This is a genomic window from Pseudozobellia thermophila, assembly GCF_900141855.1.
Lineage (GTDB): Bacteria > Bacteroidota > Bacteroidia > Flavobacteriales > Flavobacteriaceae > Pseudozobellia > Pseudozobellia thermophila.
Window position 1 is genome coordinate 1,182,018 of the sequence record NZ_FQYU01000001.1, and the last position, 24,718, is coordinate 1,206,735.

Annotated in this window: 20 protein-coding genes; 9 read left to right on the forward strand and 11 right to left on the reverse strand. The window is 47.9% G+C overall.

The features are described 5' to 3' along the window. Window positions 1-3 precede the first annotated feature (3 nt). The 4 genes from BUB37_RS04960 to BUB37_RS04975 all read right to left on the reverse strand — a co-directional run bounded on the left by BUB37_RS04960 (window position 4) and on the right by BUB37_RS04975 (window position 4,517). Complete coding sequence (locus tag BUB37_RS04960; RefSeq protein ID WP_013992538.1) at window positions 4-1,032, reverse strand: rod shape-determining protein; 1,029 nt, start codon at window positions 1,030-1,032, stop codon at window positions 4-6. A 68-nt stretch (window positions 1,033-1,100) separates the two neighbouring features. After that, window positions 1,101-2,627, reverse strand: a complete 1,527-nt coding sequence (gene purH, locus BUB37_RS04965) for a bifunctional phosphoribosylaminoimidazolecarboxamide formyltransferase/IMP cyclohydrolase (protein ID WP_072989388.1) — start codon at window positions 2,625-2,627, stop codon at window positions 1,101-1,103. Window positions 2,628-2,826: 199 nt separating this feature from the next. After that, window positions 2,827-3,300: a GAF domain-containing protein gene (locus BUB37_RS04970; protein ID WP_072989391.1), complete on the reverse strand. Its 474-nt coding sequence runs from the start codon at window positions 3,298-3,300 to the stop codon at window positions 2,827-2,829. Between the two features lie 137 nt (window positions 3,301-3,437). Next, window positions 3,438-4,517, reverse strand: a complete 1,080-nt coding sequence (locus tag BUB37_RS04975) for a hypothetical protein (RefSeq protein ID WP_244526732.1) — start codon at window positions 4,515-4,517, stop codon at window positions 3,438-3,440. Between the two features lie 213 nt (window positions 4,518-4,730). Between BUB37_RS04975 and BUB37_RS04980 the strand changes: the two genes are divergently transcribed. From BUB37_RS04980 to BUB37_RS05000, 5 genes are all read left to right on the forward strand, one after another. Next, window positions 4,731-5,147 carry an HYC_CC_PP family protein gene (locus BUB37_RS04980; RefSeq protein ID WP_094766531.1) on the forward strand — a complete coding sequence of 139 codons (417 nt, stop codon included), beginning with the start codon at window positions 4,731-4,733 and terminating at the stop codon, window positions 5,145-5,147. Between the two features lie 106 nt (window positions 5,148-5,253). Then, window positions 5,254-5,820 carry a helix-turn-helix transcriptional regulator gene (locus tag BUB37_RS04985; protein ID WP_072989395.1) on the forward strand — a complete coding sequence of 189 codons (567 nt, stop codon included), beginning with the start codon at window positions 5,254-5,256 and terminating at the stop codon, window positions 5,818-5,820. Window positions 5,821-5,892: 72 nt separating this feature from the next. Further along, window positions 5,893-8,388 (forward strand): heavy metal translocating P-type ATPase, encoded by a 2,496-nt coding sequence (locus BUB37_RS04990; RefSeq protein WP_072989398.1) that lies wholly within the window; start codon window positions 5,893-5,895, stop codon window positions 8,386-8,388. Between the two features lie 17 nt (window positions 8,389-8,405). Beyond that, on the forward strand, window positions 8,406-10,643 hold the full coding sequence (locus BUB37_RS04995; RefSeq protein WP_072989401.1) for a TonB-dependent receptor: 2,238 nt from the start codon (window positions 8,406-8,408) through the stop codon (window positions 10,641-10,643). Window positions 10,644-10,667: 24 nt separating this feature from the next. Continuing rightward, complete coding sequence (locus BUB37_RS05000) at window positions 10,668-11,024, forward strand: heavy-metal-associated domain-containing protein (RefSeq protein WP_013992530.1); 357 nt, start codon at window positions 10,668-10,670, stop codon at window positions 11,022-11,024. 421 nt (window positions 11,025-11,445) lie between these two features. Here the strand turns inward: BUB37_RS05000 and groL are convergent, their stop codons facing one another. The 7 genes from groL to miaB form a co-directional block, all read right to left on the reverse strand. Further along, window positions 11,446-13,077 (reverse strand): chaperonin GroEL, encoded by a 1,632-nt coding sequence (gene groL, locus BUB37_RS05005; protein WP_072989405.1) that lies wholly within the window; start codon window positions 13,075-13,077, stop codon window positions 11,446-11,448. A gap of 104 nt (window positions 13,078-13,181) precedes the next feature. Then, complete coding sequence (locus BUB37_RS05010) at window positions 13,182-13,460, reverse strand: co-chaperone GroES (protein WP_072989409.1); 279 nt, start codon at window positions 13,458-13,460, stop codon at window positions 13,182-13,184. A 144-nt stretch (window positions 13,461-13,604) separates the two neighbouring features. Beyond that, a complete protein-coding gene (secG, locus tag BUB37_RS05015) occupies window positions 13,605-13,967 on the reverse strand; it encodes a preprotein translocase subunit SecG (RefSeq protein WP_072989869.1) in 363 nt (120 codons plus the stop codon). Window positions 13,968-13,974: 7 nt separating this feature from the next. Continuing rightward, window positions 13,975-14,946: a hypothetical protein gene (locus tag BUB37_RS05020; RefSeq protein WP_317616544.1), complete on the reverse strand. Its 972-nt coding sequence runs from the start codon at window positions 14,944-14,946 to the stop codon at window positions 13,975-13,977. Then, window positions 14,940-15,458: an LptE family protein gene (locus tag BUB37_RS05025; RefSeq protein WP_072989413.1), complete on the reverse strand. Its 519-nt coding sequence runs from the start codon at window positions 15,456-15,458 to the stop codon at window positions 14,940-14,942. Before BUB37_RS05025 ends, BUB37_RS05020 begins: the two co-directional genes overlap by 7 nt. Window positions 15,459-15,476: 18 nt before the next feature. Then, entirely contained in the window at window positions 15,477-16,745 is a 1,269-nt protein-coding gene (locus BUB37_RS05030; protein ID WP_072989418.1) for a sigma-54 interaction domain-containing protein, read from the reverse strand. Between the two features lie 78 nt (window positions 16,746-16,823). Then, a complete protein-coding gene (gene miaB, locus BUB37_RS05035) occupies window positions 16,824-18,272 on the reverse strand; it encodes a tRNA (N6-isopentenyl adenosine(37)-C2)-methylthiotransferase MiaB (protein WP_072989421.1) in 1,449 nt (482 codons plus the stop codon). 165 nt (window positions 18,273-18,437) lie between these two features. On the opposite strand from miaB, the gene BUB37_RS05040 reads away from it, so the two are divergent. From BUB37_RS05040 to BUB37_RS05055, 4 genes are all read left to right on the forward strand, one after another. Further along, entirely contained in the window at window positions 18,438-19,166 is a 729-nt protein-coding gene (locus BUB37_RS05040) for a hypothetical protein (RefSeq protein ID WP_072989425.1), read from the forward strand. 86 nt (window positions 19,167-19,252) lie between these two features. Continuing rightward, on the forward strand, window positions 19,253-20,542 hold the full coding sequence (locus tag BUB37_RS05045) for an LVIVD repeat-containing protein (protein ID WP_072989428.1): 1,290 nt from the start codon (window positions 19,253-19,255) through the stop codon (window positions 20,540-20,542). Between the two features lie 119 nt (window positions 20,543-20,661). After that, window positions 20,662-23,154 carry a type I DNA topoisomerase gene (gene topA / locus BUB37_RS05050; RefSeq protein WP_072989431.1) on the forward strand — a complete coding sequence of 831 codons (2,493 nt, stop codon included), beginning with the start codon at window positions 20,662-20,664 and terminating at the stop codon, window positions 23,152-23,154. A gap of 240 nt (window positions 23,155-23,394) precedes the next feature. Next, the gene (locus tag BUB37_RS05055; protein WP_072989434.1) at window positions 23,395-24,552 is read left to right on the forward strand and encodes a formimidoylglutamase; all 1,158 of its coding nucleotides are present in this window, start codon (window positions 23,395-23,397) and stop codon (window positions 24,550-24,552) included. Window positions 24,553-24,718: the final 166 nt, after the last annotated feature.

Here is a 24,718-nt window from a genome sequence, read left to right on the forward strand (position 1 = left end):
GGTCTATTTGATAAGGATGCTTTTGTAGCGCTCTAGGTTCTTAAGTGCTATACCGGTTCCCCTAACTACGGCCCGTAGTGGATCTTCTGCGATGTATACGGGTAAATCGGTCTTTTGCGACAGCCTCCTGTCAAGTCCCCGTAGCATAGAACCTCCCCCGGCCAGGTATATGCCCGTGTTGTATATGTCGGCCGCCAATTCGGGCGGTGTTTGGGACAAGGTTTCCATTACCGCATCTTCGACACGTAAGATGGATTTGTCCAAGGCTTTCGCTATTTCCCGGTATGAGATCTGTACCTGCTTTGGTTTTCCGGTCAAAAGGTCGCGCCCTTGTACCGATTTTTCATCGGGCGGCGTTTGCAGGTCTTCGGTGGCCGAACCGATTTCTATTTTTATGTTTTCTGCGGTAGCCTCGCCCACATACAGGTTGTGTTGGGTACGCATGTAGTAGATAATGTCGTTGGTAAACACATCGCCCGCAATCTTAACCGATTTGTCGCAAACAATACCACCTAAGGCAATTACGGCAATCTCGGTAGTGCCGCCCCCTATATCGACGATCATGTTTCCCTTGGGCTGCATAATATCAAGACCGATACCGATGGCTGCTGCCATGGGTTCGTGGATCAAATAGACTTCCTTGCCGTTCACACGTTCGGCCGATTCCTTTACCGCACGCATTTCCACTTCGGTAATGCCCGACGGAATACAGATCACCATGCGCAGCGCAGGTGGAAACCACTTTTTCTTTAAAGCGGGAATATTCTTGATGAACATGTTGATCATCTTTTCCGATGCGTCGAAATCGGCGATAACCCCATCCTTAAGTGGCCTAATGGTCTTTATGTTTTCGTGGGTCTTTCCCTGCATCATGTTGGCCTCTTTGCCAACGGCGATAATTTTTCCCGAAATACGGTCCCGGGCAACAATAGACGGACTGTCGACAACGACCTTGTCCATATGGATGATGAGGGTGTTCGCAGTACCTAGGTCGATAGCGATTTCCTCAGTCAAGAAATCAAAAAATCCCATTTGTAATTTTCTTTGGTTACGTTACTAGCTCGATTGGGGTGTGCTGTTCATCGACAAATGTAGTAAAATTAGTGCTTGAAATGACGGATTCCCGTCATCACCATTGACACATTGTTCTCATTACAATAATCGATGCTTAATTGGTCTTTAATAGACCCGCCCGGCTGTATAACGCTCGAAATACCATTTTTATGCGAAATTTCTACACAATCTGGAAAAGGGAAGAATGCATCGCTGGCCATAACGGCTCCGTTCAGGTCGAAATTAAAGTGTTTTGCCTTGTGAATCGCCTGATTTAGAGCGTCTACGCGAGACGTTTGTCCGGTGCCACTAGCGCATAATTGTTTGTTTTTGGCCAGGACGATTGTATTCGATTTGGTGTGTTTGCAAAGTTTGGAAGCGAAAATAAGGTCATCGAGTTCTTCTTGTGAAGGCCGTTTTTCGGTAACGTAACGCAGGTCTTCGATGGTGTCCGTTTTGTAGTCCTTGTCCTGTACCAGATAGCCGTTAAGGCAGGTTCTTACTTGGGTGCCGGGCAGTTCAATATCGTTTTGCACCAAAATGATCCTGTTCTTCTTGCCCTTTAGCACCTCTAGGGCCTCGGGTGCATAGCTGGGGGCTATGACCACCTCGCAGAACAATTGGTGGATCTCATCGGCGGTAGGCTTGTCTATTTCCACGTTGCTTATCAAAATACCGCCAAAGGCCGATACCGGGTCGCCGGCCAAGGCGTCTACATAGGCCTGGTGAATGGTTTCGCGCTGGGCAAGGCCACAGGCATTGTTGTGCTTGAGTATCGCAAAGGTCGGGGCATCGCCCTTAAACTCGTTCATTAGGTTTACGGCCGCGTCGACGTCCAGAAGGTTGTTGTACGATAATTCCTTGCCGTGCAGCTTGTCGAACATCGCGTCGAAATCGCCGTAAAAATATCCTTTTTGATGCGGGTTCTCTCCGTAGCGAAGCACTTTTCCGTTGGTTTCGCTTATTTTCAATGCCGGGGTATTCCCTTGGTTGAAGTAGTTGAAAATAGCCGTGTCGTAATGGGAGGATACGTTAAAGGCCTTGGTGGCAAAGCGTTTGCGGTCTTCCAAGGTGGTGCTTCCGTCGCCTTCGGAAATCACCTGGAGAAAATCGTCATAATCTTCCATTGACGATACGCAAAGCACATCTTTATAATTCTTGGCGGCGGCCCTGATCAAAGAGATTCCGCCAATATCGATTTTTTCAATGATGTCTTGCTCCGATGCGCCACTGGCCACGGTTTTCTCAAAGGGGTATAGGTCTACGATCACAATATCGATCTGTGGTATCCCGAACTCCGCCAACTGGGCAACATCCGTCTCGTTGTCCTGACGGTTGAGTATTCCGCCAAAGACTTTGGGATGCAATGTCTTTACCCGGCCGCCTAAAATGGATGGGTAGCTGGTAACGTCTTCGACGGGAACTACCTCTATACCCAGTTCCTTGATAAATTTCTCGGTGCCACCGGTAGAGTAAATGGTAATACCGAGTTCGTCGAATTTTTTTACAATGGGCTCAAGGCCATCTTTGTGAAATACGGAAATTAGGGCAGAAGTAGCTTTTTTAGTGCTCATGTTGTTTGCGTGGTTAACAGATTAAATGACACGCAAAAGTAATTTTTTAAAGCTTAAAAACCGCTGAGGTTATCAACAAATACGCAGAAGTTTTGAACGCCTCGGGCCCGTCAATTCGGGTCGGACGAAAAAATGGGCTGCAGAAGGCCCCAGATTCTTGGTAGAGGGGTATACGGGGCCATGGCCGATGGAAGGTTCGCTACAGGGCCTTTTCCTTGTCTTTCAACAACTTCGACACTTCCGCATTGACAAACTCCAAAAAACGCTCGTCTTCTTGGGTAAAGGGGTCGGGGGTGTTCGAGTCGATGTCTATTTGCCCGATGTTCTCGCCGTTGACGAACAAGGGAACTACAATCTCGGCCTTTACCGTAATACTACAGGCGATATAATTGTCCTGGGCCTTGACGTCGGGCACCACGAAATTCTGGTTCGATACCGCTACTTGGCCACAGATGCCCTTGCCAAACGGAATAATGGTGTGGTCCGTTGGTGCGCCGGCGTAGGGTCCTAGCTTAAGCTCTTCCTTGTCGCCGTTCTTAAAATAGAAACCCACCCAATCGTAGTGGGGCACGGTTTCCCGCAAAAGGGTACAGACCTTTTGCAGCCGTTCGTCGACTGATAGTTCATTGGCCGATAGTAGGCTTAGCGTCTTATGCCGTAACGATTCGAACATAATTTTCGTTTTGGGCAAAAATAGGTCTTTGGGGGCAATTAAAATAGCGGCCCCGGGTTTTCATTTTCCGATACCTGCAAAATAGGAAAGGGTGCCCAACGGCACCCTCTCGTATGTATATGTTATGTTGCGCCCGGTTAAGGCTGGATCTTTACATCAAAGACGATGTAGTCGTCGTTGTCGTAGCCGGGGTTGATCTCCTTTATCTTGATGAGGCCCTTTTTGCCATAGTTGTCAACGAACTCAATGACATCGCCTACGACCAATTTGCCCGTTGTTTGGTAATCTGATTTTACAATAAAATCAAGTTCACTGGACAAGGTAATGTTGTCAAATCCGGAACTAGTGAGGGTCGAAAGTTCAAAATAGGTTTCGTTCAACGTTTCGGTATCGGCGTTCTCCTCATCCTCCCCGGGTTTCAAACCTTCTACGGGATAACCAAAAGAATCGTCGTATGTAGCTGTCGAAGCAAAATAAGCATCGGTGGTGTAATAATAACCAAAATCCCAAAAAGCCCTGAATTCGGGGCCTTCATCGATTCGGTAGACCTCTTCGTTAAGGAAGGAGAAGAACGATTCTGTATTGCCGTCCTGGGCGGGGGCATATAGCTTGACGTCGCTAAAGCTCCTTACCTCTGCGGTAGGGTTGGTGCCGTTGCCCACGGTTACGGTAATCGTACCTACACCCAAGGCCAATCTTTTGGTAGGGTCCCTAAAGTCGCCCTTTCCGGTGGTCGTCCAAAAGCTGTATACTATTTCGCCATTGTCGATGTCGGGTACGGGAAGGCTAAAGGTAAAATCTATTTCCTTTTTGGTGGCACCGTCGAGGTCGATCGACCCGTCGGCCTTAGTTGCCTTTTTTAAGTCGTCGCTGTCAAGGTCGAAATTGTTGAAGGGCATGTCGCCGGTACCCCCTACATTTTGGGTAATGTACATTCTTCTTTGCGTGGTGTTCGTCGATGTAAAAATAACGCGTCCTTCGACCTCGCCACCGGCTTCGCCACTGGCTTCGGCCACAACAATGTCGTTTGAGGGGTCGCCCTCGTTAAAGACAAGGGTCGCCACATCTTCTAACGTGTCGTCGTCCGGGTTTTCTTGGTCGGTGTCGTCGGGGGTGTCAAAAACATTGCCGTCGTCGTTACTGCAACTTGTTATGAACAGCGCGAGTGTCATAATGATCACTCCCGATGAAATTTTCGATAGTAGCTCTTTTTTCATAATCGATATTAAATTTTAAGTTAATGGTGTACAAGAATTGTCCTACGGTAGTTCCGTAGGTATATATAACTCAAAACTCGGTGTAAAATTATACAGGGTTCTTAAAAACTACTTTGTTTTTGGTCCTAAGGAAAAGGATGTAGAAAGGGAAGGCATGGGCTAAAGGTGGGGATAAACTTCGTAAACATTTGATTATTTGCTATTTTTGTACTGATGAAAGAAAAGCTACATCGCGTATTTTCATGTGTTATGGCCCTGTTTTTACTGGCCTCGACCACTTCGTGGAAGGTCGAAAAACACTATTGCATGGGGCGTTTGATGGATGTTTCTCTTTTTGTTGATGTCGAGGATTGTGGTATGGATATGACCTTTATGTCCGACTCAAGGGAGACGGTCGAAAAAAAATCGTGCTGCGACGATAAGGTTATCGTATGGGAAGGTCAGGACGATGCCACAACTTCGCCCGGTTATATGGTCGATTTGGGGCAAGGCTACTTTTTGATGGCTTGCGCTTCTTCGTGGTTCGCTCCCCTTGAACCCCTAAGCTTGCATCCGGTTCCGCACGAACGGTACATTCCTCCCAAAATTGTCAAAGACATTCACTTGCTCGACGACGTCTTCTTGATTTGATTCCATTTTAGTTTTTTTCCTATCCGTATTTATAAAGTAAGGTCGATGGTATATCGATGTTCTTTGATTCGTTTCAGATTCTTATAATCTTGTAAAAACACTAAAAATGGAGATCGTCATTCATGTTAAAAATATGGTGTGCGACCGATGCAAAATGGTCGTTTCCCAATCCGTCAAGGACTTGGGCCTTACCTTGGTCAAGGTTGAGCTCGGTGCGGTGACCCTTGGGGCGGATCCCGCTCCCGATTACCGATTGCTGGGACAGGCACTCGAGGCGAAGGGCTTTGAGCTTATCCTCGACAAGAACCAAGTTCTTGTCGAGGAGATGAAATCGACGCTTATCGATTTTGTCGACCCGAACGGGAGGAGGCAAGAGGAAAACCTTTCGTCTTTTCTATCCAAAAAATTGAACAAAGACTACTCGGTTTTAAGCAAGCTTTTCAGTAAAACAGAAGGTATTTCGGTCGAAAAATACGTTATCAACCTGAAAATAGAACGGGCCAAGGAGCTGATCCAAATGAACGATTTGAGCTTTTCGCAGATAGCCTACACCTTGGGGTACAAGAGCAGTAGTCATTTGGCCCGGCAATTTAAGGCGGTTACCGGCCTGTCGATGTCGGCCTATAAGGAATCGGAAGATTGGCAACGCAAACCCTTGGACCGAATTGTATAAATCTTAACCATAATACGTCAAACTTTTGCAGACGGGCGACCGTACTTTTGTGGCGTGTTAAAAGAAGGTAGAATGAAACAGACCTATCGTATTCACGGAATGAGCTGTAACGGCTGTAGGGCCCACGTTGAGGAGACCTTGTCGAACATCGAGGGGGTGGCCAAGGTGTCGGTCGATTTGGAAAAGGCCGAAGCGGTTGTGGAAATGGACGATCAATTGTCCTTGGCCGATTTGCAAGAGGCCATGCAGAAAGATGGTGGGCACTATTCCATTCACGAGCTAGGGGCGCATCATCATGAAGTTGAAAAACCAAGGAAGGTAGAAAATGGCAATGGGGTCTTTTATTGCCCCATGCACTGTGAAGGCGATAAAACCTACACCGAACCCGGTGATTGTCCGGTTTGCGGAATGGATTTGGTGGAAGAGGTAAGTGCGGTGCCAAGCAGTGCCCAAGAATACACCTGCCCCATGCATCCTGAAGTTGTACGTGATGCCCCGGGCGATTGCCCGATTTGTGGTATGGACTTGGTGCCTAAACAGGCCGATATTTCCGCGGAGGAAAAGACCTATACTAAATTGTTGCACAAGTTTAAGGTCGCCGTGGCCTTTACCTTGCCCATTTTTATCATTGCCATGTCCGATATGATACCGGGCAATCCGTTACAAGATGTATTGGGACGGAAATATTGGAATTGGATCCAGTTCGGCCTTTCGATTCCAGTGGTTTTTTATGCTACATGGATGTTTTTTGAAAGGGCCTACCGATCGGTAAAAACATGGAACCTCAATATGTTCACCTTGATCGGTATCGGTGCAGGGGTAGCATGGTTGTTCAGTGTCTTTGCCATTTTGGTGCCCGATTTTTTTCCGCCCCAGTTCAAAACGGATCAGGGTACGGTACATGTGTACTTTGAGGCCGCCACGGTTATCTTGACCCTGGTACTTTTCGGTCAGCTTTTAGAGGCCCGTGCCCATAGCAAAACCAACAGTGCGGTAAAAGAGTTGCTCAAATTGGCGCCCAATAAAGCCGTTCGTATTGTTGAGGGTAAAGAAGAGACCATCGCCATCGACCAGATCGTAAAGGGCGATTTGCTTCGTGTAAAGCCGGGGGATAAAATTCCTGTGGACGGAATTATTACCGAAGGTGAAAGTGTGGTGGACGAATCCATGATTACGGGTGAGCCGGTACCTGTTCAAAAAGAGGAGGGCGCTACGGTGCATTCGGGAACCATAAACGGCAAGGGGTCTTTTGTGATGAAGGCCGAAAAAGTGGGGGCGGAGACCTTGCTTTCACAGATTATCGATATGGTCAACAAGGCCAGTCGTAGTCAGGCACCCATTCAGAAACTGGCCGATAAGATCTCGGGTTATTTTGTGCCGACGGTAGTCTTTGTTTCGGTGGCCACCTTTATAGTTTGGGTCATTTTTGGTCCCGAACCCGTCTATGTTTATGCCTTGGTAAATGCCATTGCCGTATTGATCATTGCCTGCCCCTGTGCTTTGGGTCTGGCTACGCCGATGTCGGTAATGGTAGGTGTTGGCAAAGGGGCGCAATCGGGCGTCTTGATAAAAAATGCCGAGGCCCTCGAGCGTATGGCCAAGATAGATACCCTGGTCATAGATAAGACAGGGACCATTACCGAGGGAAGGCCTTCGGTGGAAGGGCTGTATGCAGTTGCCGGTTTTGACAGCAACAAGGTATTGCAATATATCGTTTCCTTGAACCAATACAGTGGGCACCCGCTGGCCGATGCTACCGTGCAATACGGTAAGGCCCAGGGCGTAGCTGTCTTAAAGGTGCTTGATTTTGATTCCGTTACCGGAAAAGGGGTACGGGGGAAAATTGGTGGTGAATCCGTGGTTTTGGGCAATGGGCAAATGATGGTCGGGTCCGGAGTCCTTATTTCCGAGGCCTTAAAATCCGAGGTCGAGGTATATCAAAAACAAGGTAAGACGGTGTCGTATCTGGCAGTAAACGATAAGGCGGCAGGATATGTGGTGATTGGCGACAAGATCAAGGAAACCAGTAAAAAGGCCATTCAAAAATTGCAGGATTCCGGTATCGCCGTGGTTATGTTGACAGGTGATGACAGGAATACGGCAAAGGCGGTTGCCGACGCATTGAACCTGGCCGATTTTAAGGCGGGTATGCTTCCGCAAGACAAACTTGCCGAGGTAGGGCGTCTGCAGGCCCAAGGAAAAAAAGTGGCCGTGGCCGGAGATGGTATCAATGATGCGCCGGCATTGGCCCAGGGCGATGTGGGCATCGCCATGGGCACGGGTACCGATGTGGCTATCGAAAGTGCGGCGATTACCTTGGTAAAGGGCGATTTACACGGTATTGTAAAAGCTTATGGGTTGAGTCGTGTGGTTATGGAAAATATCAAGCAGAATCTCTTTTTCGCCTTGATCTACAATACGGTGGGCATACCGATAGCCGCTGGGGTATTGTACCCGGTATTTGGCTTGTTGTTGTCGCCCATGATTGCGGCCTTGGCCATGAGCTTTAGCTCGGTTTCGGTCATAGCGAACGCCTTGCGTTTGCGGACCAAAAAAATAGATGAATAGTATTGAATAAAATATAAATGAATAAATATATAGTTGTATGGGTGGCGACCCTGTTGCCGTGGTTGGCTTTTTCACAGGAAAAGGTCGAAGGAATGGTTGTCGATTCGGGGGCGTCAAATGAACCGGGGCTTCCGGGTGCCAACGTGTATTGGATGGATTCCCAGATCGGGGTGGTAACCGATATTGACGGAAAATTTTCCATTCCCTATAAAAAAGAGTACAATAAATTGATCGTGAGTTATGTCGGATATGAGTCCGATACCTTAACGGTCAACGCCCCCAAGACACTTCGGTTGCGGTTAAAGGCTTCCAATACCTTGGATGAGGTGGTAGTGCAGCAACAACGGGACGATATTCAGAAAGCCTATTTTAGTCCGCAGAACGTGGTTACGGTAAACAGTGCCGAACTGCTAAAGGCAGCTTGTTGTAATTTGGCGGAGAGTTTTGAGACCAACCCTGCCATAGATGTGAACCTGTCCGACGGTTTAACGGGCACCAAGCAAATCCAGATGTTGGGATTGACCAGTCCGTATTTATTGATTACCCAAGAAAACATTCCTATGGTCCGTGGGGCTTCGCAGGCATACGGCCTCACCTTTACGCCCGGAACCTGGATCGAAAGTATCCAGATTACCAAGGGGGCCGGAAGTGTAGTGAACGGATATGAGAGTATTTCGGGCCAGATCAATACCGAGTTGGTAAAACCCCTTACCGACAATGCCCTTTTTGTGAATGGGTATGGGAATGAAAACGGACGCTATGAGCTGAATACGCATTTCAATAAAAAGCTTAATGAAAAGTGGAGTACTGGACTGTATATTCACGGAAACAAAAGAACCCAAAAGGAAGATGATAACGGAGACGGCTTTCTCGATGCTCCCCTGGCCGACCAGATCAATGTAATGAACCGATGGCAGTATCAAGATCCCGAAAAGGGATGGGTGAGCTTTTTTAACGTGCGGTTCTTGAATGATGGGAAGCAGGTCGGGCAGGTAGATTTTAATCCTGGCACCAATAAGTTTACGACCCATGCATGGGGTAGTGAAATCAACACCCGAAGGTTCGATACTTCCTTGAAACTGGGCTACGTTTTTCCTGAATTGCCTTTTCAGAGTTTCGGCTTTCAAACGGCCTATAGCCTCCATAAGCAGGATTCGTACTTTGGATTTAGGACCTATGATATCAACCATGAGAGCATATACACCAATTTGCTCTTTAATTCGATTATCGGCGATACCCGAAATAAGTTTAAGACAGGACTTTCCTTTGCCTATGACGGCTACGATGAGCTGGTGAATACGGCGGATTACTCACGCGAAGACAGGTCCGTTGGTGCTTTTATGGAGTACAGTTACGAGAATCTGGAAAAGGTAAGCTTGACGGCGGGCCTTCGTGTAGACAACCATAATAGGTTGGGCACTTTTGTAACCCCGAGGTTCCATATACGTTATACGCCATGGGGGCAGGGGAGCCTAAGGGGGTCTTTCGGGCGGGGCAAGCGTGCGGCCAACATCTTTGCCGAAAACCAGCAATTGTTCGCATCGTCGCGGCAAATCAATATCTTGAACGAAGGAGGGGAGGTTTACGGTCTGGAGCCCGAAGATGCCTGGAACTACGGAGTGAGTTTCTTGCAAGGGTTCAATTTTCTGAACAGAAAGGGCGACATCGCCCTCGATTATTATATAACCGACTTTAAGAACCAGGTGGTCGTCGATTGGGAAAACCCACAAGAGGTGTCCTTCTACAATTTGGATGGCGATAGCAAGGCGAAAAGTTTTCAGGTTGAGGTAAATTACGAACTCTTGACAGGACTTGATTTTCGTACGGCTTATAAGTATTACGATGTGTCGACGGATTACAAGAGCGGTAGATTGCAAAAGCCCTTGCAGGCCCAGCATCGACTTTTTGCCAATTTAGGGTATAAGACCAAGATGAAGGAAAACGGTTCGCAGTGGAAATTTGACTATACCCTGCACAGTATGGGGGAAAAGAGATTGCCCAACACCGCCTCAAACCCTGTGGCCTATCAACTGGCCGCATATTCGTCGCCGTACAACCATATGAACGCCCAGATAACAAAAGTGTTCTCAAATGCGTTTGAAGTATATGTAGGGGCTGAAAACCTGTCGAACGTACAGCAAGACAATCCGGTATTGGGGGCCGATGATCCCTTTGGCCCTAATTTTGATACCACTATCATATACGCGCCTATAATGGGCCGAATGTTCTATGGCGGATTCAGGGTTAAGATTTAAGGACTATAAACAAACACAAATAATATGAAGACAACGATCGTAACAATGGTAATGACCCTTATGGTCATGGTGACATTTGCACAGGACAAGAACAAGAAAATGACCTTTGATGTCAACGGTAAATGTGCCATGTGCAAGGCGCGTATAGAAAAGGCGGCCCTTAATGTAAAAGGGGTCAAGTACGCTTCATGGGATATAGCTTCACATCAATTGTCCCTTATCATGGATGAACGAAAAACGGACCCCATGAAAATTAAATCGGCCATCGTGGCCGTCGGACACGATACCAAGGAGCTCAAGGCTACCGAAGAGGCCTATGAGAGTGTGCACCCTTGTTGTCGATATAGGGAAGACAATACCGATGATAGCGGGCATCACTAAAATTATGGTGCTGTAAATTAGTTTCTTATGTCGGGTTTCGGGCAAGGTTGGCCTATGCGAATTATTTTTGGTTAATTTTTTCCCAAAGCGGATATCACGTGACAAAATGTAGCCTACCTTAGATTTGCTTTATTTAATTATAGAAACTATGGCACAAGCAAAGAATGCAGGTAAACCATCTGCCAAGCCTTCACCGGCAAAGTCCGGTAAAAAGGCTGCTCCGAAAGCTGCTCCTAGAAAGAAGTAGTCGGTCGACCCGGTAGGGTCTGGACGTCGGACAGGAAAACCATCCCTTAAAAAAGGATGGTTTTTTTGTTTGGTGTAGGGACATAAAAAAAACCGCTCTTGTACGTTCAAGAGCGGTTTAATATTATAATATTGAAGCACAAACCGATTTATAATCGGCTGTGGTGCCTCGCTACTACATCATGCCTGGCATTCCACCTCCACCCATTGGTGGTGCGGCAGGAGCATCTTCTTTAATGTCTGTCAAGGCACACTCGGTGGTCAAGATCATACCGGCAACTGAAGCGGCATTCTCAAGGGCGACACGGGTTACCTTTTTGGGGTCGATGATACCGGCTTTCATCATTTCGACGAATTGTTCCGATTTGGCATCGTATCCGTAGTCGGCCTTGCCTTCCAAAATTTTAGAGATAACGACAGAACCTTCGCCACCTGCATTTTCTACGATGGTACGAAGTGGTGCTTCAATGGCACGGGCCACGATCTGAAGTCCGGTTCCTTCGTCCGAATTCTCAACGTTTACCTTGTCCAATACGGTCTTGGCACGAACCAAGGCCACACCACCACCGGCAACGATACCTTCTTCGACGGCAGCCCTAGTGGCATGCAATGCATCGTCGACTCGGTCTTTCTTCTCTTTCATCTCAACTTCCGAGGCGGCGCCTACATAAAGTACGGCAACACCACCGGCCAATTTGGCCAAGCGCTCTTGAAGTTTTTCCTTGTCATAATCGGAAGTAGTGGTCTCTATTTGCGATTTGATCTGGTTGACACGGGATTTGATGTCTTTTTGGTTGCCACCTCCGTTTACAACGGTCGTGTTGTCTTTGTCGATGGTGACCTTTTCACAAGTACCCAACATATCCAATGTGGTGTTGTCCAAAGAGAAACCTCTTTCTTCCGAAATTACGGTACCTCCGGTAAGAATGGCGATGTCTTCCAACATGGCCTTTCTTCTATCGCCAAAGCCAGGGGCTTTTACGGCTGCGATTTTTAGCGAACCTCTTAATTTGTTTACCACCAAGGTAGCCAAAGCTTCGCCGTCAACATCTTCGGCAATGATCAATAGGGGCTTGCCTGATTGGGCAACGGGTTCCAAAACAGGAAGCAAATCCTTCATGGCCGAGATTTTCTTGTCATACAACAAAATGTATGGGTTCTCCAAGTCGGCTGTCATTTTTTCGGAGTCGGTAACAAAGTAGGGAGAAAGATAGCCCCTGTCGAATTGCATACCTTCGACAACATCGACGTAGGTGTCGGTACCTTTGGCCTCTTCTACGGTAATAACGCCTTCTTTTCCAACTTTTCCGAACGCCTCGGCAATCAATTCCCCGATGGTGTCGTCGTTATTGGCCGAAATCGAAGCCACTTGCTTGATTTTTTCAGAGGAATCGCCAACTTTTTTAGATTGTTTGGCCAAGTTTTCCACTATGGCATCAACGGCTTTGTCGATACCTCTTTTTAGGTCCATTGGGTTGGCGCCGGCGGCGACGTTCTTCAAACCTTCCTTTACGATCGCTTGTGCAAGGACGGTAGCGGTAGTGGTACCGTCACCGGCCAGGTCGTTGGTTTTTGAAGCGACTTCCTTCACCATTTGGGCACCCATGTTCTCAAGGGCGTCGGCCAGTTCGATTTCCTTTGCAACGGTAACACCGTCCTTGGTCACCTGTGGGGCACCGAAAGACTTGCTGATGATTACGTTTCTACCCTTGGGGCCCAAGGTTACTTTTACTGCATTAGCCAACGCATCGACACCTCTCCTGAGGCCATCACGGGCGTCTATATCAAATTTTATATCTTTTGCCATAATTATAACTTGTTTTTTTTATTAAAAACTCCAAATAACGAGTACTACCGGGTTAGGTTGTTTATTTGGAATTCGGGTTGTGTTTTTATAGAAATGGTGCTAGCTTAAATTATTGCCAAAACATCACTTTCGCGCATCATAAGGTAATCTACGCCCTCAAGCTTGAGTTCGGTACCTGCATACTTGCCATAGAGAACGGTGTCGCCGACTTTAACGGTAACTTTTTCATCTTTGGTGCCAGGTCCCACAGCTACCACCTTGCCTTGTTGTGGCTTCTCTTTTGCTGTGTCGGGAATGTAGATGCCGGACGCAGTTTTTGTCTCGGCGGCCATAGGCTCGATAAGTACTCGATCGGCCAATGGTTTAATGTTCACTTTTGCCATATTTATAGTTTTTAGTTTGAAATAATATTAATCTCCTCTGCTACTTGGCAGAAATTATGCCACGTGATAAAAACTGACACATTGTTAAAACAAAAATGCCAGCTTGTCATTAAGCTGGCATTTTTGTTATGCTTTGTACCGTAATTATAGGCTGTCGGACGGATTGGCCGCTGGTGCCGGTGCCTCTTCGGGCACGGTTTCCGGTACTGTTTCCGGAACGACCGTCTCGATGTCCCCGCCGTTGAGCAGCTTGGAGTCGCTCGTGCCAAAATTGCCTTTAAGGGCCACGTTGGAAGCCAAAATCAGAACGACCAACAGGATGGCCAAGGTCCATGTGCTTTTATCGAGAAAATCGCCGGTCTTTTTTACACCGCCGACTACTTGACTGCCCCCACCTCCAAAAGAAGAGGATAGCCCGCCACCTTTAGGGTTCTGTACCATAATGACCAGGACCAATAAAAAACAGACAATTATAATAAGGATCAAAAAAATGGTAAACGTGCTCATAACTTCCTTACTTGTTATCGAGTTGAATTCTTTCAACCGCTTTGATTCGGTCTGCAAAGAAACCACTTTTTTCCGGATATTTCAAACTTAAAATTTTGTAGGCCTGAATGGCTTTTTTGTACTTTTTTTGTTCCAAATATACCTTGGCCAATGTCTCGGTCATCAATTCTTTCTTGTCGATCTTGACCGAATCGGCGATAGCTACCTTAGGGGCTTCCTTGTTGGGGCTGATTTTTGGGTTTTCGGCGATGAACTTGTCTATCAATTCGAATTTTTTCTTCTTTAAGACGTCTTCCTCCAAGGGGAAATTTGTGGTCCCTTTGGTCTTTGTCGGCTCGGGGGCGGTATGTTCGGGCTTTTCTTCATCGCGCTTGACCGATTTGAACGCCGTTAACTGGAGCCATTCGCCAAAGGAGTATTTTTCCTTTTTCGTGAAGGGCAGGGGATGGCCCATTTCCAGCTCTTTTTGGGCCCTTGCCTTCGAGGCTTTGATCTCTTCGTCTATCTTAGGGTCTTTCGAGGTAAAGAGCTTGGGGTCTAGAATGGTTTCGGCCTCTTCTTTTGAAAGGGGGATGGGGGTGTCTTTGACTTGCTCCTTTTTCGGGTGTTTTTCTGTCGCCTTGACCTCCTCCGATACGATGTCGGTTTCCGCCAAAGTGTCCTTCTTGCCCGAGATGGTATCGGCTATGGTGTTTTGCAGGAATTCTTGCGAGGTTATAAAATCGAACAGTACGTCGCGGTCGGCGGTATAGGCGGCGGTCAATTTAAGGGCATTGTTGTACTTGAAGCTGTTCAGGTTTTTAAGGCCTTTGAGGTGCAGTGCCCGGGCCGCTTGAAAATACGGATACTCTTCGAGTACCTCCTCCAGCTGCTTGGTCTGGATGGGCGTAACCACCTTATCGGGGTTCTGGAGCAAATATGTAAAATCTTTTACATTCATGTTCGGTGCTGCACTACAGGCTTCGGTCTTTGCTACCAATCGGCCAAAGAGGCGTTAAAGATATCCTGGGTTATACGTTCGAAGATAACCTCGAGGGCTTCGTCCTTTACCGATGATAATTGAACGCTGTCGTCGTAATCGTAGAAAAACGAAAAGCGCTGCTCGAAATCGGCATCTTCCTTGGTCTTGTTGTAAAAACGCACATTTACGGCCATCGACAGCCTGTTCTGGGCCGCGGTTTGGTTGGCTGTGGCGCTCATGGGCGAAATGCGATATTCCACAATTTCCCCTTCATATAAAAGGTCTCCGTTCGAGCTGACCAGGTCGAGGCTGGTCTGGTTAAGGATCCGGTCTTGCAGGGCCAGGGTAAAATCGCGTTCGAGGCCGGGTTCAAAGGTAGACCCCGGATTTTGGGTCGCGTAATTCTGAAATGTAGGTATCGTAAAGGTGGTGGCCGTACCCACATTGCCCCCTGTAAAATTGTATACGCCGCAACCTTGTAGGCAAATGGCGGTAAGTGATAATACCAGGTATGTTTTTAATCGTTTCAATGCTCGCTGTGTTAAGGGTTAAAGGTCGTACTGTTTGATCTTTCTGTAAAGGGTGCGCTCCGATATACCGAGTTCTGCGGCTGCCGCCTTGCGTTTTCCCTTGTTGCGCTCCAACGACTTTCTGATCAATTCTACCTCCTTTTCCTGTAAAGATAGGGTTTCTTCTTCCTCTATTTCCTCGGCAAAATGGTATTTGTCCTCTACCGGGGGACGGCTCGACGTGTGCTCGGCCTGGGGCTCGGGCAAGTGAAGGACTTCGAGGGCCGAGCGCCCATCGTCTTGTAGATCCTCACCATTTTCCCCGTAAATCTTGCGAATTAGGCCCTGGTTTTCTTCCTGCACCTTTTCGCCGTCGTTGTTTTTCATGAGTTCGAGCGTCAACTTCTTAAGGTCGTTCAGGTCGCTCTTCATGTCGAAAAGCACCTTGTACAAGATTTCCCTCTCGTTGCTGAAATCGCTTTCGGACTTCTTCTGGCCTACCACGGCCGGCAGGTTGGTACCGTTCGAACTGGGCAAGTAGCTGTTAAGGGTTTCCCACGAAACCGAACGGCTGGCTTCAAGTACGGAAATCTGTTCGGCGATATTGCGCAATTGCCTAATGTTGCCGGGCCAACGGTATTTGACCAACAGGTCGATGGCATCGTCTTCCAGCCGAATGGTGGGCATTTTGTACTTCTGCCCGAAGTCGGAGGCGAATTTTCGAAACAGCAGATGGATGTCGCCCTGCCGCTCGCGCAAGGGCGGAATATTGATTTCAACGGTGCTGAGCCTGTAGTAAAGGTCTTCGCGGAATTTCTCGCGCTTGATCGCCTCGAACATGTTGACGTTGGTGGCGGCCACGATCCTGACGTTGGTTTTTTGCACCTGTGAGGAGCCTACCTTCAAGAATTCGCCGTTTTCAAGAACACGCAATAGGCGCACTTGGGTGGTTAGGGGCAATTCGCCGACCTCGTCGAGAAAGATGGTGCCGCCATCGGCCACTTCAAAATATCCGCTGCGGGTTTGCGTGGCACCTGTAAAGGCCCCTTTTTCATGGCCGAAAAGCTCACTGTCTATGGTTCCTTCGGGTATGGCACCGCAGTTTACCGCAATGTATTTCGCGTGCTTGCGGTGCGATAGGGAGTGGATTATTTTCGGTATGGCCTCTTTGCCCACCCCGCTCTCCCCGGTAACCAATACCGAGATATCGGTAGGGGCTACCTGTACCGCCTTCTCGATGGCCCGATTGAGCTTCGGGTCGTTTCCGATGATCTCAAAGCGTTGCTTTATGGCTTGTATGTTTTCCATAGTACTAGAAAACCCACATATCGTGGGACTGTTTTTTTTGATTAACGCGCTTCCTTCAAAACGAAGGGACGAATCACATTAAACGTTGTTGTCAGAATAACCGACGGCCTTTCCGATGAGGGTGGCCGATGTGCAATCGTCCATCCGGACCATTACAAAATCGCCAACCTTGTAATTTTCCTTGGGAAATACGGCGACCGTATTCTGGGAGTTTCTTCCCATCCAATGTTCCTCCGATTTTTTTGAGGTTCCCTCGATCAAAACCTCTTGGACTTTTCCTAGGTGTTGCTCGGTGCGTTCCTGGCAGTGGCGACGTTGTAGTTCGATTATCTCAGCCAACCTTCTCTTCTTGACCTCGGCGGGTACGTCATCGGTCAATTTTCTTTCGGCAAGGGTTCCCGGTCTTTCGGAATAGGCGAACATAAAACCGTAATCGTACTTCACGTACTCCATCAGCGACAAGGTGTCTTGATGGTCTTGTTCGGTTTCCGTTGGAAATCCGGTGATCATGTCTTGCGATATGGCACAATCGGGTATTATGGCCTTTATGTTGTCGATGAGTTCAAAATACTCCTCCCGCGTATGCAGGCGGTTCATCGCCTTTAAGATACGGTTGCTCCCGCTCTGAACGGGCAGGTGTATGTAATTGCAGATGTTCTCGTACTTGGCCATGGTACGGATCACGTCCAAGGTCATGTCCTGGGGGTTGGAGGTCGAGAAACGAATGCGCATGCGGGGCTGTGCCAAAGCTACCTTTTCCAGTAGTTGTGCAAAATCGACCGCCGTGGCCTTCTGCATTTCGGAGGCCTTGGCAAAGTCCTTTTTTAGGCCGCCGCCATACCACAGGTAGCTGTCGACGTTCTGTCCCAGCAGGGTAACCTCCCTATAGCCCTTTTCCCACAGGTCGTTTACCTCGTCGACGATCGATTGCGGGTCCCGACTGCGTTCGCGGCCCCGGGTAAAGGGTACGACGCAGAAGGTGCACATGTTGTCGCATCCCCGGGTAATGGATACAAATGCCGTAACGCCGTTGGAGTTCAGCCTGACAGGGGCTACATCGCCATAGGTCTCGTCTTTTGAAAGTATGACGTTTACCGCGTTCCTTCCCTCGTCTATCTCTTGAATGAGGTTGGGCAGGTCTTTGTAGGCATCCGGACCTACCACCATATCAACTATTTTCTCCTCTTCGAGAAATTTGTGTTTTAAACGCTCGGCCATACAGCCCAAGACCCCCACTTTCATGTGGGGCCTGTCCTTTTTGATGGCATTGAATTTCTCAAGGCGCTTTCTGACGGTCAGTTCGGCCTTTTCCCGAATGGAGCAGGTGTTCACCAATACAAGGTCTGCTTCCTTCAGCTCCTGTGTCGTATTGAAGCCTTCGTTGGAAAGAATGGACGCTACTATCTCACTGTCGGAAAAATTCATCTGACAGCCATAGCTTTCAATGTAAAGTTTCCGACTGTTGGTGTTTTTTTTCTCCAACGATAGGGCGGAGCCCTGAACCGATTCGTCAATTGTTTTTTCCATACGCTGTTTTTCCCTATCAAAAATACGGGCAGCAAATATAGGGCTTTAAACAGTTTTATGACAAATTGACAGTGAATTTTAATACTATTTTATAACAAGGGCAAGAAGTACGTATTTGGAGCCTGATTTAAATAATTCTTAGTAATTTGGGAAAAACCTTGACGTATGGATTTTGAACAGACGATTGCCCGTATAGCCCATAGCGAACCCCTTGATTTTGGGAGTATTTTTAGCCGCTCCATCGAGCTCTTTAAAAAAGTGTGGCTGCAGGGTTTCTTGGTCCTTCTCCTCACCTTCGTGCTGATACTTCCTTTTTATATCCTGTTGTACGGCCCTATGCTGATGGCAGGGATTACGGATCCCGAAATGTTGGGGCGCGATGAAATGGATCCGGCCCTTATGCGGGCCATGATCGTGCTGGTCCCGGTGGTTGTACTTGGTGTCATGACGGTTTCTACCGCCCTCAACGCAGCGTTTTTGAGAATCTGCATGTTGAAGGATACGACGGGCGATGGGCCCGACGATTACTTTTATTACTTCAGGGAGGGAAGATGGAAGAAAGGCTTTTTTCTTGGGCTTGTCATATTGGGGCTTTCCCTATTGGGCGCAGCGCTCTGTGGTATTGGGATTTTGTACTTTATCGTGCCCATTTCGTTGATGCCGGCCTTTTACGCGTTCAACGAATCATTGACTCCCATTGAAATCGCCAAGGCCAGCTTTCGATTGGGGAACAAAAATTGGCTGACCATCTTCGGCCTGATTATCGTAATGGGGCTCTTGGCCGAACTGGGGGTGTTTTTGTGTTTGGTCGGTGTGTTCTTTACCGCCATGCTCGCCAAAATACCCACATACTTTATATATAAGGATGCCGTGCAAACGGAACGGGAAGGTTGATCAATTTGGCTTCGTGGGGCTTCCGTAAACGCAACTATTGGTAAAAAAATACATCTAGTACAAAAGAAGAACCAATACCGAGTGTTATGAAAAAGAGTTTTTACCTATTGCTTGTGGTGCTGACTACGGTCTTTGTTTCCTGTTCCGATGACGAAGGCGATGGCCTTAAAAAAGAATATTTGATCGCTACCCCCATTACCTCCGACCTGAGACAATTCAAGGAAGAGGCCGTGGCGGTAAGCGAACCTGTGCCGATTCAACAATCGGGCAAAATATATGCCTATAAGGAATATGTTTTTGTAAACGACGTCAACCGGGGCTTCCACATATTGGACAATAGTAATCCTGAGGCACCGGAGAACGTTGCCTTTATCAAGCTTGAGGGCAATAACGACATCTCGGTCAAGAACGATCGTTTGTATGCCGATAGTTATGGCGATTTGGTCATTTTTGATATTGCCGATATTGATAATATTCCCGAGGCCAAGCGAATAGAGAATGCGATTTACCAGCAATATTGGTGCACCGTAGGCTTTGATGTCGACTGGCCAGAGGCGGATTATTACGACTACGGTGACTTTGATGCGGGTTCGGAGGCCATAATTGGTTGGGAGGTAAAGACCGAAAGCTTGTCGGAAGAGGAATTTGGAAACCGGTTTGGGTATCCCGACATAGACTTGGCCTGGGAGTCGTTCAATGCCGATTCGTCCGCAGGGGAGCCAACGGTCGGTCAAGGCGGGTCACTGGCGCGGTTCAAGATCGTGGGCGACTACCTGTACGCGGTGGACTGGTCGAGCATCAGTATTTTTGATATTTCCGATTTGGACGACCCAAAGGTACTTGACGATGTGTATACCGAAGCTGCCATAGAGACGATCTACAACCAGGGCGACGTTCTTTTTTTGGGAGGCCCCCAAGGTATGTACATATACGATATCAGTGTGCCCAGTAAGCCGGCCTTCGTCGGGGAGTTCGTGCACGGAACGGCCTGCGACCCCGTGGTGGTGGATGGCGATATCGCCTTTGTGACCCTAAGGGGCGAAAACTCGTGCGGGGGAACCGAAAGCGGGCTGTATATTGTCGACCTGACCCATTTGGCCAGTCCCGAGCTCAGAAAATTTTATCCTTTGGAAGGGCCGTACGGACTTGGCTTTAAAGACGACAAATTGTTCATATGCGACGGGGCGGCAGGTCTGAAGGTCTACGATAAGAGCGATGTCGACGACCTCAAGTTGCTAAATCAATTTGAAGATATCGTTACCTACGATGTAATACCTATGGAAAATTCACTCTTGATGATCGGCGATAAGATGTTGTACCAATACGAATACCTCGAAGGGGATATTCGCTTGATAAGCACCTTTGACCTGAATTGACAAGGCATAATAAATCCGCTCAGCGCCCCGTTATATCGGGGCGTTTTTTGTCCCTATACTATATGGTATAGGGGCGAATTAAAAATTTCAATTACTTTTGTTGCATCAAAAAACCGTGAATGGCCAAGAATTTAGTAATAGTAGAGTCCCCAGCAAAGGCGAAGACCATAGAGAAATTTTTAGGAAAGGATTATAAGGTGGAGTCCAGTTTCGGGCACATTGCCGATTTGCCTTCCAAAGAACTAGGGGTAGATGTCGACAACGATTTTCAGCCCAAGTATATCGTTGATAGCGACAAAAAAGCCCTTGTGAAGAAACTACGGGACTTGGCCAACAAAGCGGAGACCATTTGGTTGGCGAGTGATGAAGACCGCGAGGGGGAAGCCATTTCCTGGCACTTGGCCGAGACCTTGAAACTCGATAAAAGCAAGACCAAGCGAATAGTCTTTAACTCCATTACCAAAAATGCGATTCAAAAGGCTATTGAAAACCCAAGGGAAATAGATTATAACCTTGTCAATGCCCAACAGGCACGGCGGGTACTTGACCGTTTGGTGGGATACGAACTTTCGCCCGTACTATGGAAGAAGATCAAGCCGGGCCTGTCGGCCGGTAGGGTGCAATCGGTAGCGGTAAGGCTGATCGTGGAGCGCGAAAGGGAGATAGAGGCGTTTACCCCCGAGGCTTCCTTCAGGGTGTCCGCCGAATTCAAGACCTTGGATGGCAACGTTTTTTCCGCCAAACTGAACAAAACCTTTTCCTCGAAACAAGAGGCCGAGGCATTTTTGAGAAGTAACATAGGAGCTGAGTTTTCGGTAGGCAGCTTGGATAAAAAGCCCGCCAAGAAATCCCCGGCGGCACCGTTTACGACCTCTACCTTGCAACAGGAGGCTTCCCGAAAACTTTACTTTTCGGTGGCACGGACCATGCAGGTGGCCCAGCGCTTGTACGAGGCGGGACTTATAACGTATATGAGGACCGATAGCGTCAACCTTTCAGGGGAGGCCATCAATGCGGCCAAGGAGGCCATCATAAACAATTACGGGGAAAGATATAGCACCGTTCGTAACTTTAAGGGCAAGTCAAAGGGGGCCCAAGAGGCACACGAAGCTATTCGTCCGACCGATATAACCAACCAGTCCCCATCATTGGAGCGCGATCAAATGAAGCTGTACGAGCTTATTTGGAAACGCACCATCGCCTCACAGATGAGCGATGCCGAGTTGGAGCGGACCAATGTCAAGGTTGCCGCGAGTACCCATTCGGAACAGTTTACGGCCAACGGCGAGGTAATCAAGTTCGACGGTTTTCTCAAAGTGTATATGGAAGGGGTCGACGAAGAAGACCTTGCAGAGGAGCAAGAAGGAATGCTCCCGGCCATGAAAGTGGGCGAGGCATTGAAAAATAACTATATAACGGCCACTGAACGCTTTTCAAGGCCGCCGTACCGTTTTACGGAGGCCTCCTTGGTCAAGAAACTGGAAGAGTTGGGCATTGGCCGGCCTTCTACCTACGCTCCCACGATTTCTACGATCCAAAACAGGGGATACGTGGAAAAGGGTACCGTAGAGGGTACGCAACGCAATTATGTACAATTGCTTTTGGAAGCCGGGGAGGTGCAAGAGAAAAAACTTTCCGAAATGGTCGGTTCCGATAAGGGAAAACTGGTGCCCACCGATATCGGTATGATCGTAAACGACTTCTTGGTAAGCCATTTTGCCAATATTTTGGACTACAACTTTACGGCCAAGGTCGAGGAAGATTTTGATGAGATAGCCGAAGGAGATGAGGATTGGCAGAAGGTGATGAAGGACTTTTACAAGGATTTTCACCCCATGGTGCTCGATGTTCAGGAAAATGCCGACCGGGCCAGTGGCGAACGTATCTTGGGCGAAGACCCGGCGACGGGACGCCAAGTGTCCGTGCGCTTAGGGCGGTTCGGGCCGATGGTACAGATAGGTACGGTAGATGATGAGGAAAAACCCCGGTTCGCCAGCCTTTTGCCCAGCCAGTCCTTGAACACCATTACCTACGAAGAGGCCATGGAACTCTTTAAACTTCCGAGAAAACTAGGGGTTTACGAAGGCGAGGAGGTTGAGGCGAACGTGGGAAGGTTCGGCCCCTATGTGCGTTTTGGCAAAAAATTCGTGTCCCTCGAAAAAGGGGAAAGTGCCTTCGAGGTCGATTTTGAACGTGCGGTCGAACTTATCAAGGAAAAACAAAAGGCCGATGCGCCCATCTATGTTTATGAAGGCAAGGAGGTGACCAAGGGCACCGGTCGTTTCGGGCCCTTTATCAAATGGGACGGTATGTTCATCAACGTCAATAAAAAGTACGATTTTGACAACCTTTCGGAAGCCGATATCATCGAGCTCATCGAGGCGAAAAAGCAAAAGGAAATCGACAAGGTCGTGCAGAACTGGGAAGATGAAGGCATACGTATCGAAAAGGCACGTTGGGGGCGGCACAATATCATCAAGGGCAAGACAAAGGTAGAATTGGCCAAAACCGTAGATGCGGCCAAGATGTCGTTGGAAGAGGCCAAGGCCTTAATTGAAAAAAAGGCACCAAAGAAAAAGGCCAAGGCCAAACCCAAGGCCAAGAAAAAATAGACCGCGACCATTGAAAGTGGGTCTGCAATACTATCGGAAAAGACACCTTGGCCTGAAACACGGGCCAAGGTGTCTTTGTGTTTTGGCCCTTGTGGATCGTGGTTCTTGGGGGACTTTGGTCCAAAAAAGGAAATTTATTCCCTTAATAAAGGACGATTGGCGCGCGTTACTTCATTGTCGGTTATTATCTTTGGCAAATCGAAGACCCTGGGTCTTTAGCGAAGTAATTTTTAGTATTGGATGGAATTAGATTTTTTGGTGCCCGTCGAAGATAAGGTATTGGCACACTGTGAGCTATTGCCGCAACAAGCCTTGGGCAAGCATTTGAGGATTCATACCCAGCGGGACGGCCTGCCCGACCTGAAGGGGGTTGACATAGCCATTATAGGGGTGAACGAGTCGAGAAACGCCTTTGAGAAGAAACCCGAGAAACTGGATATATCGGGCATACGCATCCAGCTCTACAAACTGTTGATGGGCAACTGGAATTCAACCTTGGCCGATATTGGCGATATTGAGGAAGGGGCTACGGTCGAAGACACCTATTTTGTGGTCAAGAATACCTTGGCCGCCCTGATCAAGGAAGGTATCGTGCCGGTGATAATCGGGGCCACACAAGACATTACCTATCCGGCCTATCGCGCTTTCGACGGGATCAAGGACCTGGTCAACCTGGTGGCCGTAGACAGTCGTTTTGATTTTGGTATGGATGACGAATTGATTTCATCGCACTCGTACATGAGCAAGATCATTACCGAAAAACCCAATAACCTTTATAACTTTTCCAATATCGGCTATCAGAGCTATTTTAATGCACAGGAGGAAATGGACCTGATGGAGCGCTTGTTCTTCGATGCCTATCGGTTGGGGGATCTGGGTGCCGACATATCCTTGGCCGAGCCCGTTCTGCGAAATGCGCACATGGTAAGTATGGATGCCCGGGCCGTAAGGGCCAGTGAAATAGGACTGCTCGATAACTTTTCGCCCAATGGCTTCACGGGAAGGGAGATCTGTGCCATTTCGAGATATGCCGGTTTCAGTGATAAGGTGATGGTCTTTGGGATCTATGAAATGGAGAATGCCATGCAATCGTCCCAGCTTGTTGCCCAGATAATTTGGTATTTCATCGAAGGATATAATTTTCGGATTACCGAATCGCCGCTGGAGGAAGCGGAGAACTTTACCAAGTACAATGTGCCCTGCGATACCGAACAACTGGTGTTTTACAAGAGCAACCTGACCGATAGGTGGTGGGTTGAGGTACCTTCTATTTTGTCTTCGCACACTAAAACGAATGCCGTTGCGTTATTACCATGCACAAAAACGGACTATTTGCAAGCTTGCGACCAAAATATCCCAGAAAGATGGCTGAAGGCTTACAAAAAAGGGTTCAATTAAAGAGGCTATGGTTTAAAAGGCTTTTGTACAAGGGCTTCAGCTACCATGGCGGGATGTAATAACAGTGTCAAAAAAAATAAAGTATAATTGCCGTTGATACAATAATTTAAATAAATCACAGTTTTAGAGTGTAGAATTAAATCATAGTATTTGCAGTTAATAACCA

Excerpts from the sequence above, each read along its gene's own strand:
- BUB37_RS04960 (WP_013992538.1), bottom strand. The coding sequence starts at position 1,032 with ATGGGATTTTTTGATTTCTTGACTGAGGAAATCGCTATCGACCTAGGT.
- BUB37_RS04975 (WP_244526732.1), bottom strand. The coding sequence starts at position 4,517 with ATGAAAAAAGAGCTACTATCGAAAATTTCATCGGGAGTGATCATTATG.
- purH (WP_072989388.1), bottom strand. The coding sequence starts at position 2,627 with ATGAGCACTAAAAAAGCTACTTCTGCCCTAATTTCCGTATTTCACAAA.
- BUB37_RS04995 (WP_072989401.1), top strand. The coding sequence starts at position 8,406 with ATGAATAAATATATAGTTGTATGGGTGGCGACCCTGTTGCCGTGGTTG.
- BUB37_RS05010 (WP_072989409.1), bottom strand. The coding sequence starts at position 13,460 with ATGGCAAAAGTGAACATTAAACCATTGGCCGATCGAGTACTTATCGAG.
- BUB37_RS05000 (WP_013992530.1), top strand. The coding sequence starts at position 10,668 with ATGAAGACAACGATCGTAACAATGGTAATGACCCTTATGGTCATGGTG.
- miaB (WP_072989421.1), bottom strand. The coding sequence starts at position 18,272 with ATGGAAAAAACAATTGACGAATCGGTTCAGGGCTCCGCCCTATCGTTG.
- BUB37_RS05030 (WP_072989418.1), bottom strand. The coding sequence starts at position 16,745 with ATGGAAAACATACAAGCCATAAAGCAACGCTTTGAGATCATCGGAAAC.
- BUB37_RS04985 (WP_072989395.1), top strand. The coding sequence starts at position 5,254 with ATGGAGATCGTCATTCATGTTAAAAATATGGTGTGCGACCGATGCAAA.
- BUB37_RS04970 (WP_072989391.1), bottom strand. The coding sequence starts at position 3,300 with ATGTTCGAATCGTTACGGCATAAGACGCTAAGCCTACTATCGGCCAAT.
- BUB37_RS04990 (WP_072989398.1), top strand. The coding sequence starts at position 5,893 with ATGAAACAGACCTATCGTATTCACGGAATGAGCTGTAACGGCTGTAGG.
- BUB37_RS05040 (WP_072989425.1), top strand. The coding sequence starts at position 18,438 with ATGGATTTTGAACAGACGATTGCCCGTATAGCCCATAGCGAACCCCTT.
- BUB37_RS05055 (WP_072989434.1), top strand. The coding sequence starts at position 23,395 with ATGGAATTAGATTTTTTGGTGCCCGTCGAAGATAAGGTATTGGCACAC.
- BUB37_RS04980 (WP_094766531.1), top strand. The coding sequence starts at position 4,731 with ATGAAAGAAAAGCTACATCGCGTATTTTCATGTGTTATGGCCCTGTTT.
- groL (WP_072989405.1), bottom strand. The coding sequence starts at position 13,077 with ATGGCAAAAGATATAAAATTTGATATAGACGCCCGTGATGGCCTCAGG.
- BUB37_RS05045 (WP_072989428.1), top strand. The coding sequence starts at position 19,253 with ATGAAAAAGAGTTTTTACCTATTGCTTGTGGTGCTGACTACGGTCTTT.
- topA (WP_072989431.1), top strand. The coding sequence starts at position 20,662 with ATGGCCAAGAATTTAGTAATAGTAGAGTCCCCAGCAAAGGCGAAGACC.
- secG (WP_072989869.1), bottom strand. The coding sequence starts at position 13,967 with ATGAGCACGTTTACCATTTTTTTGATCCTTATTATAATTGTCTGTTTT.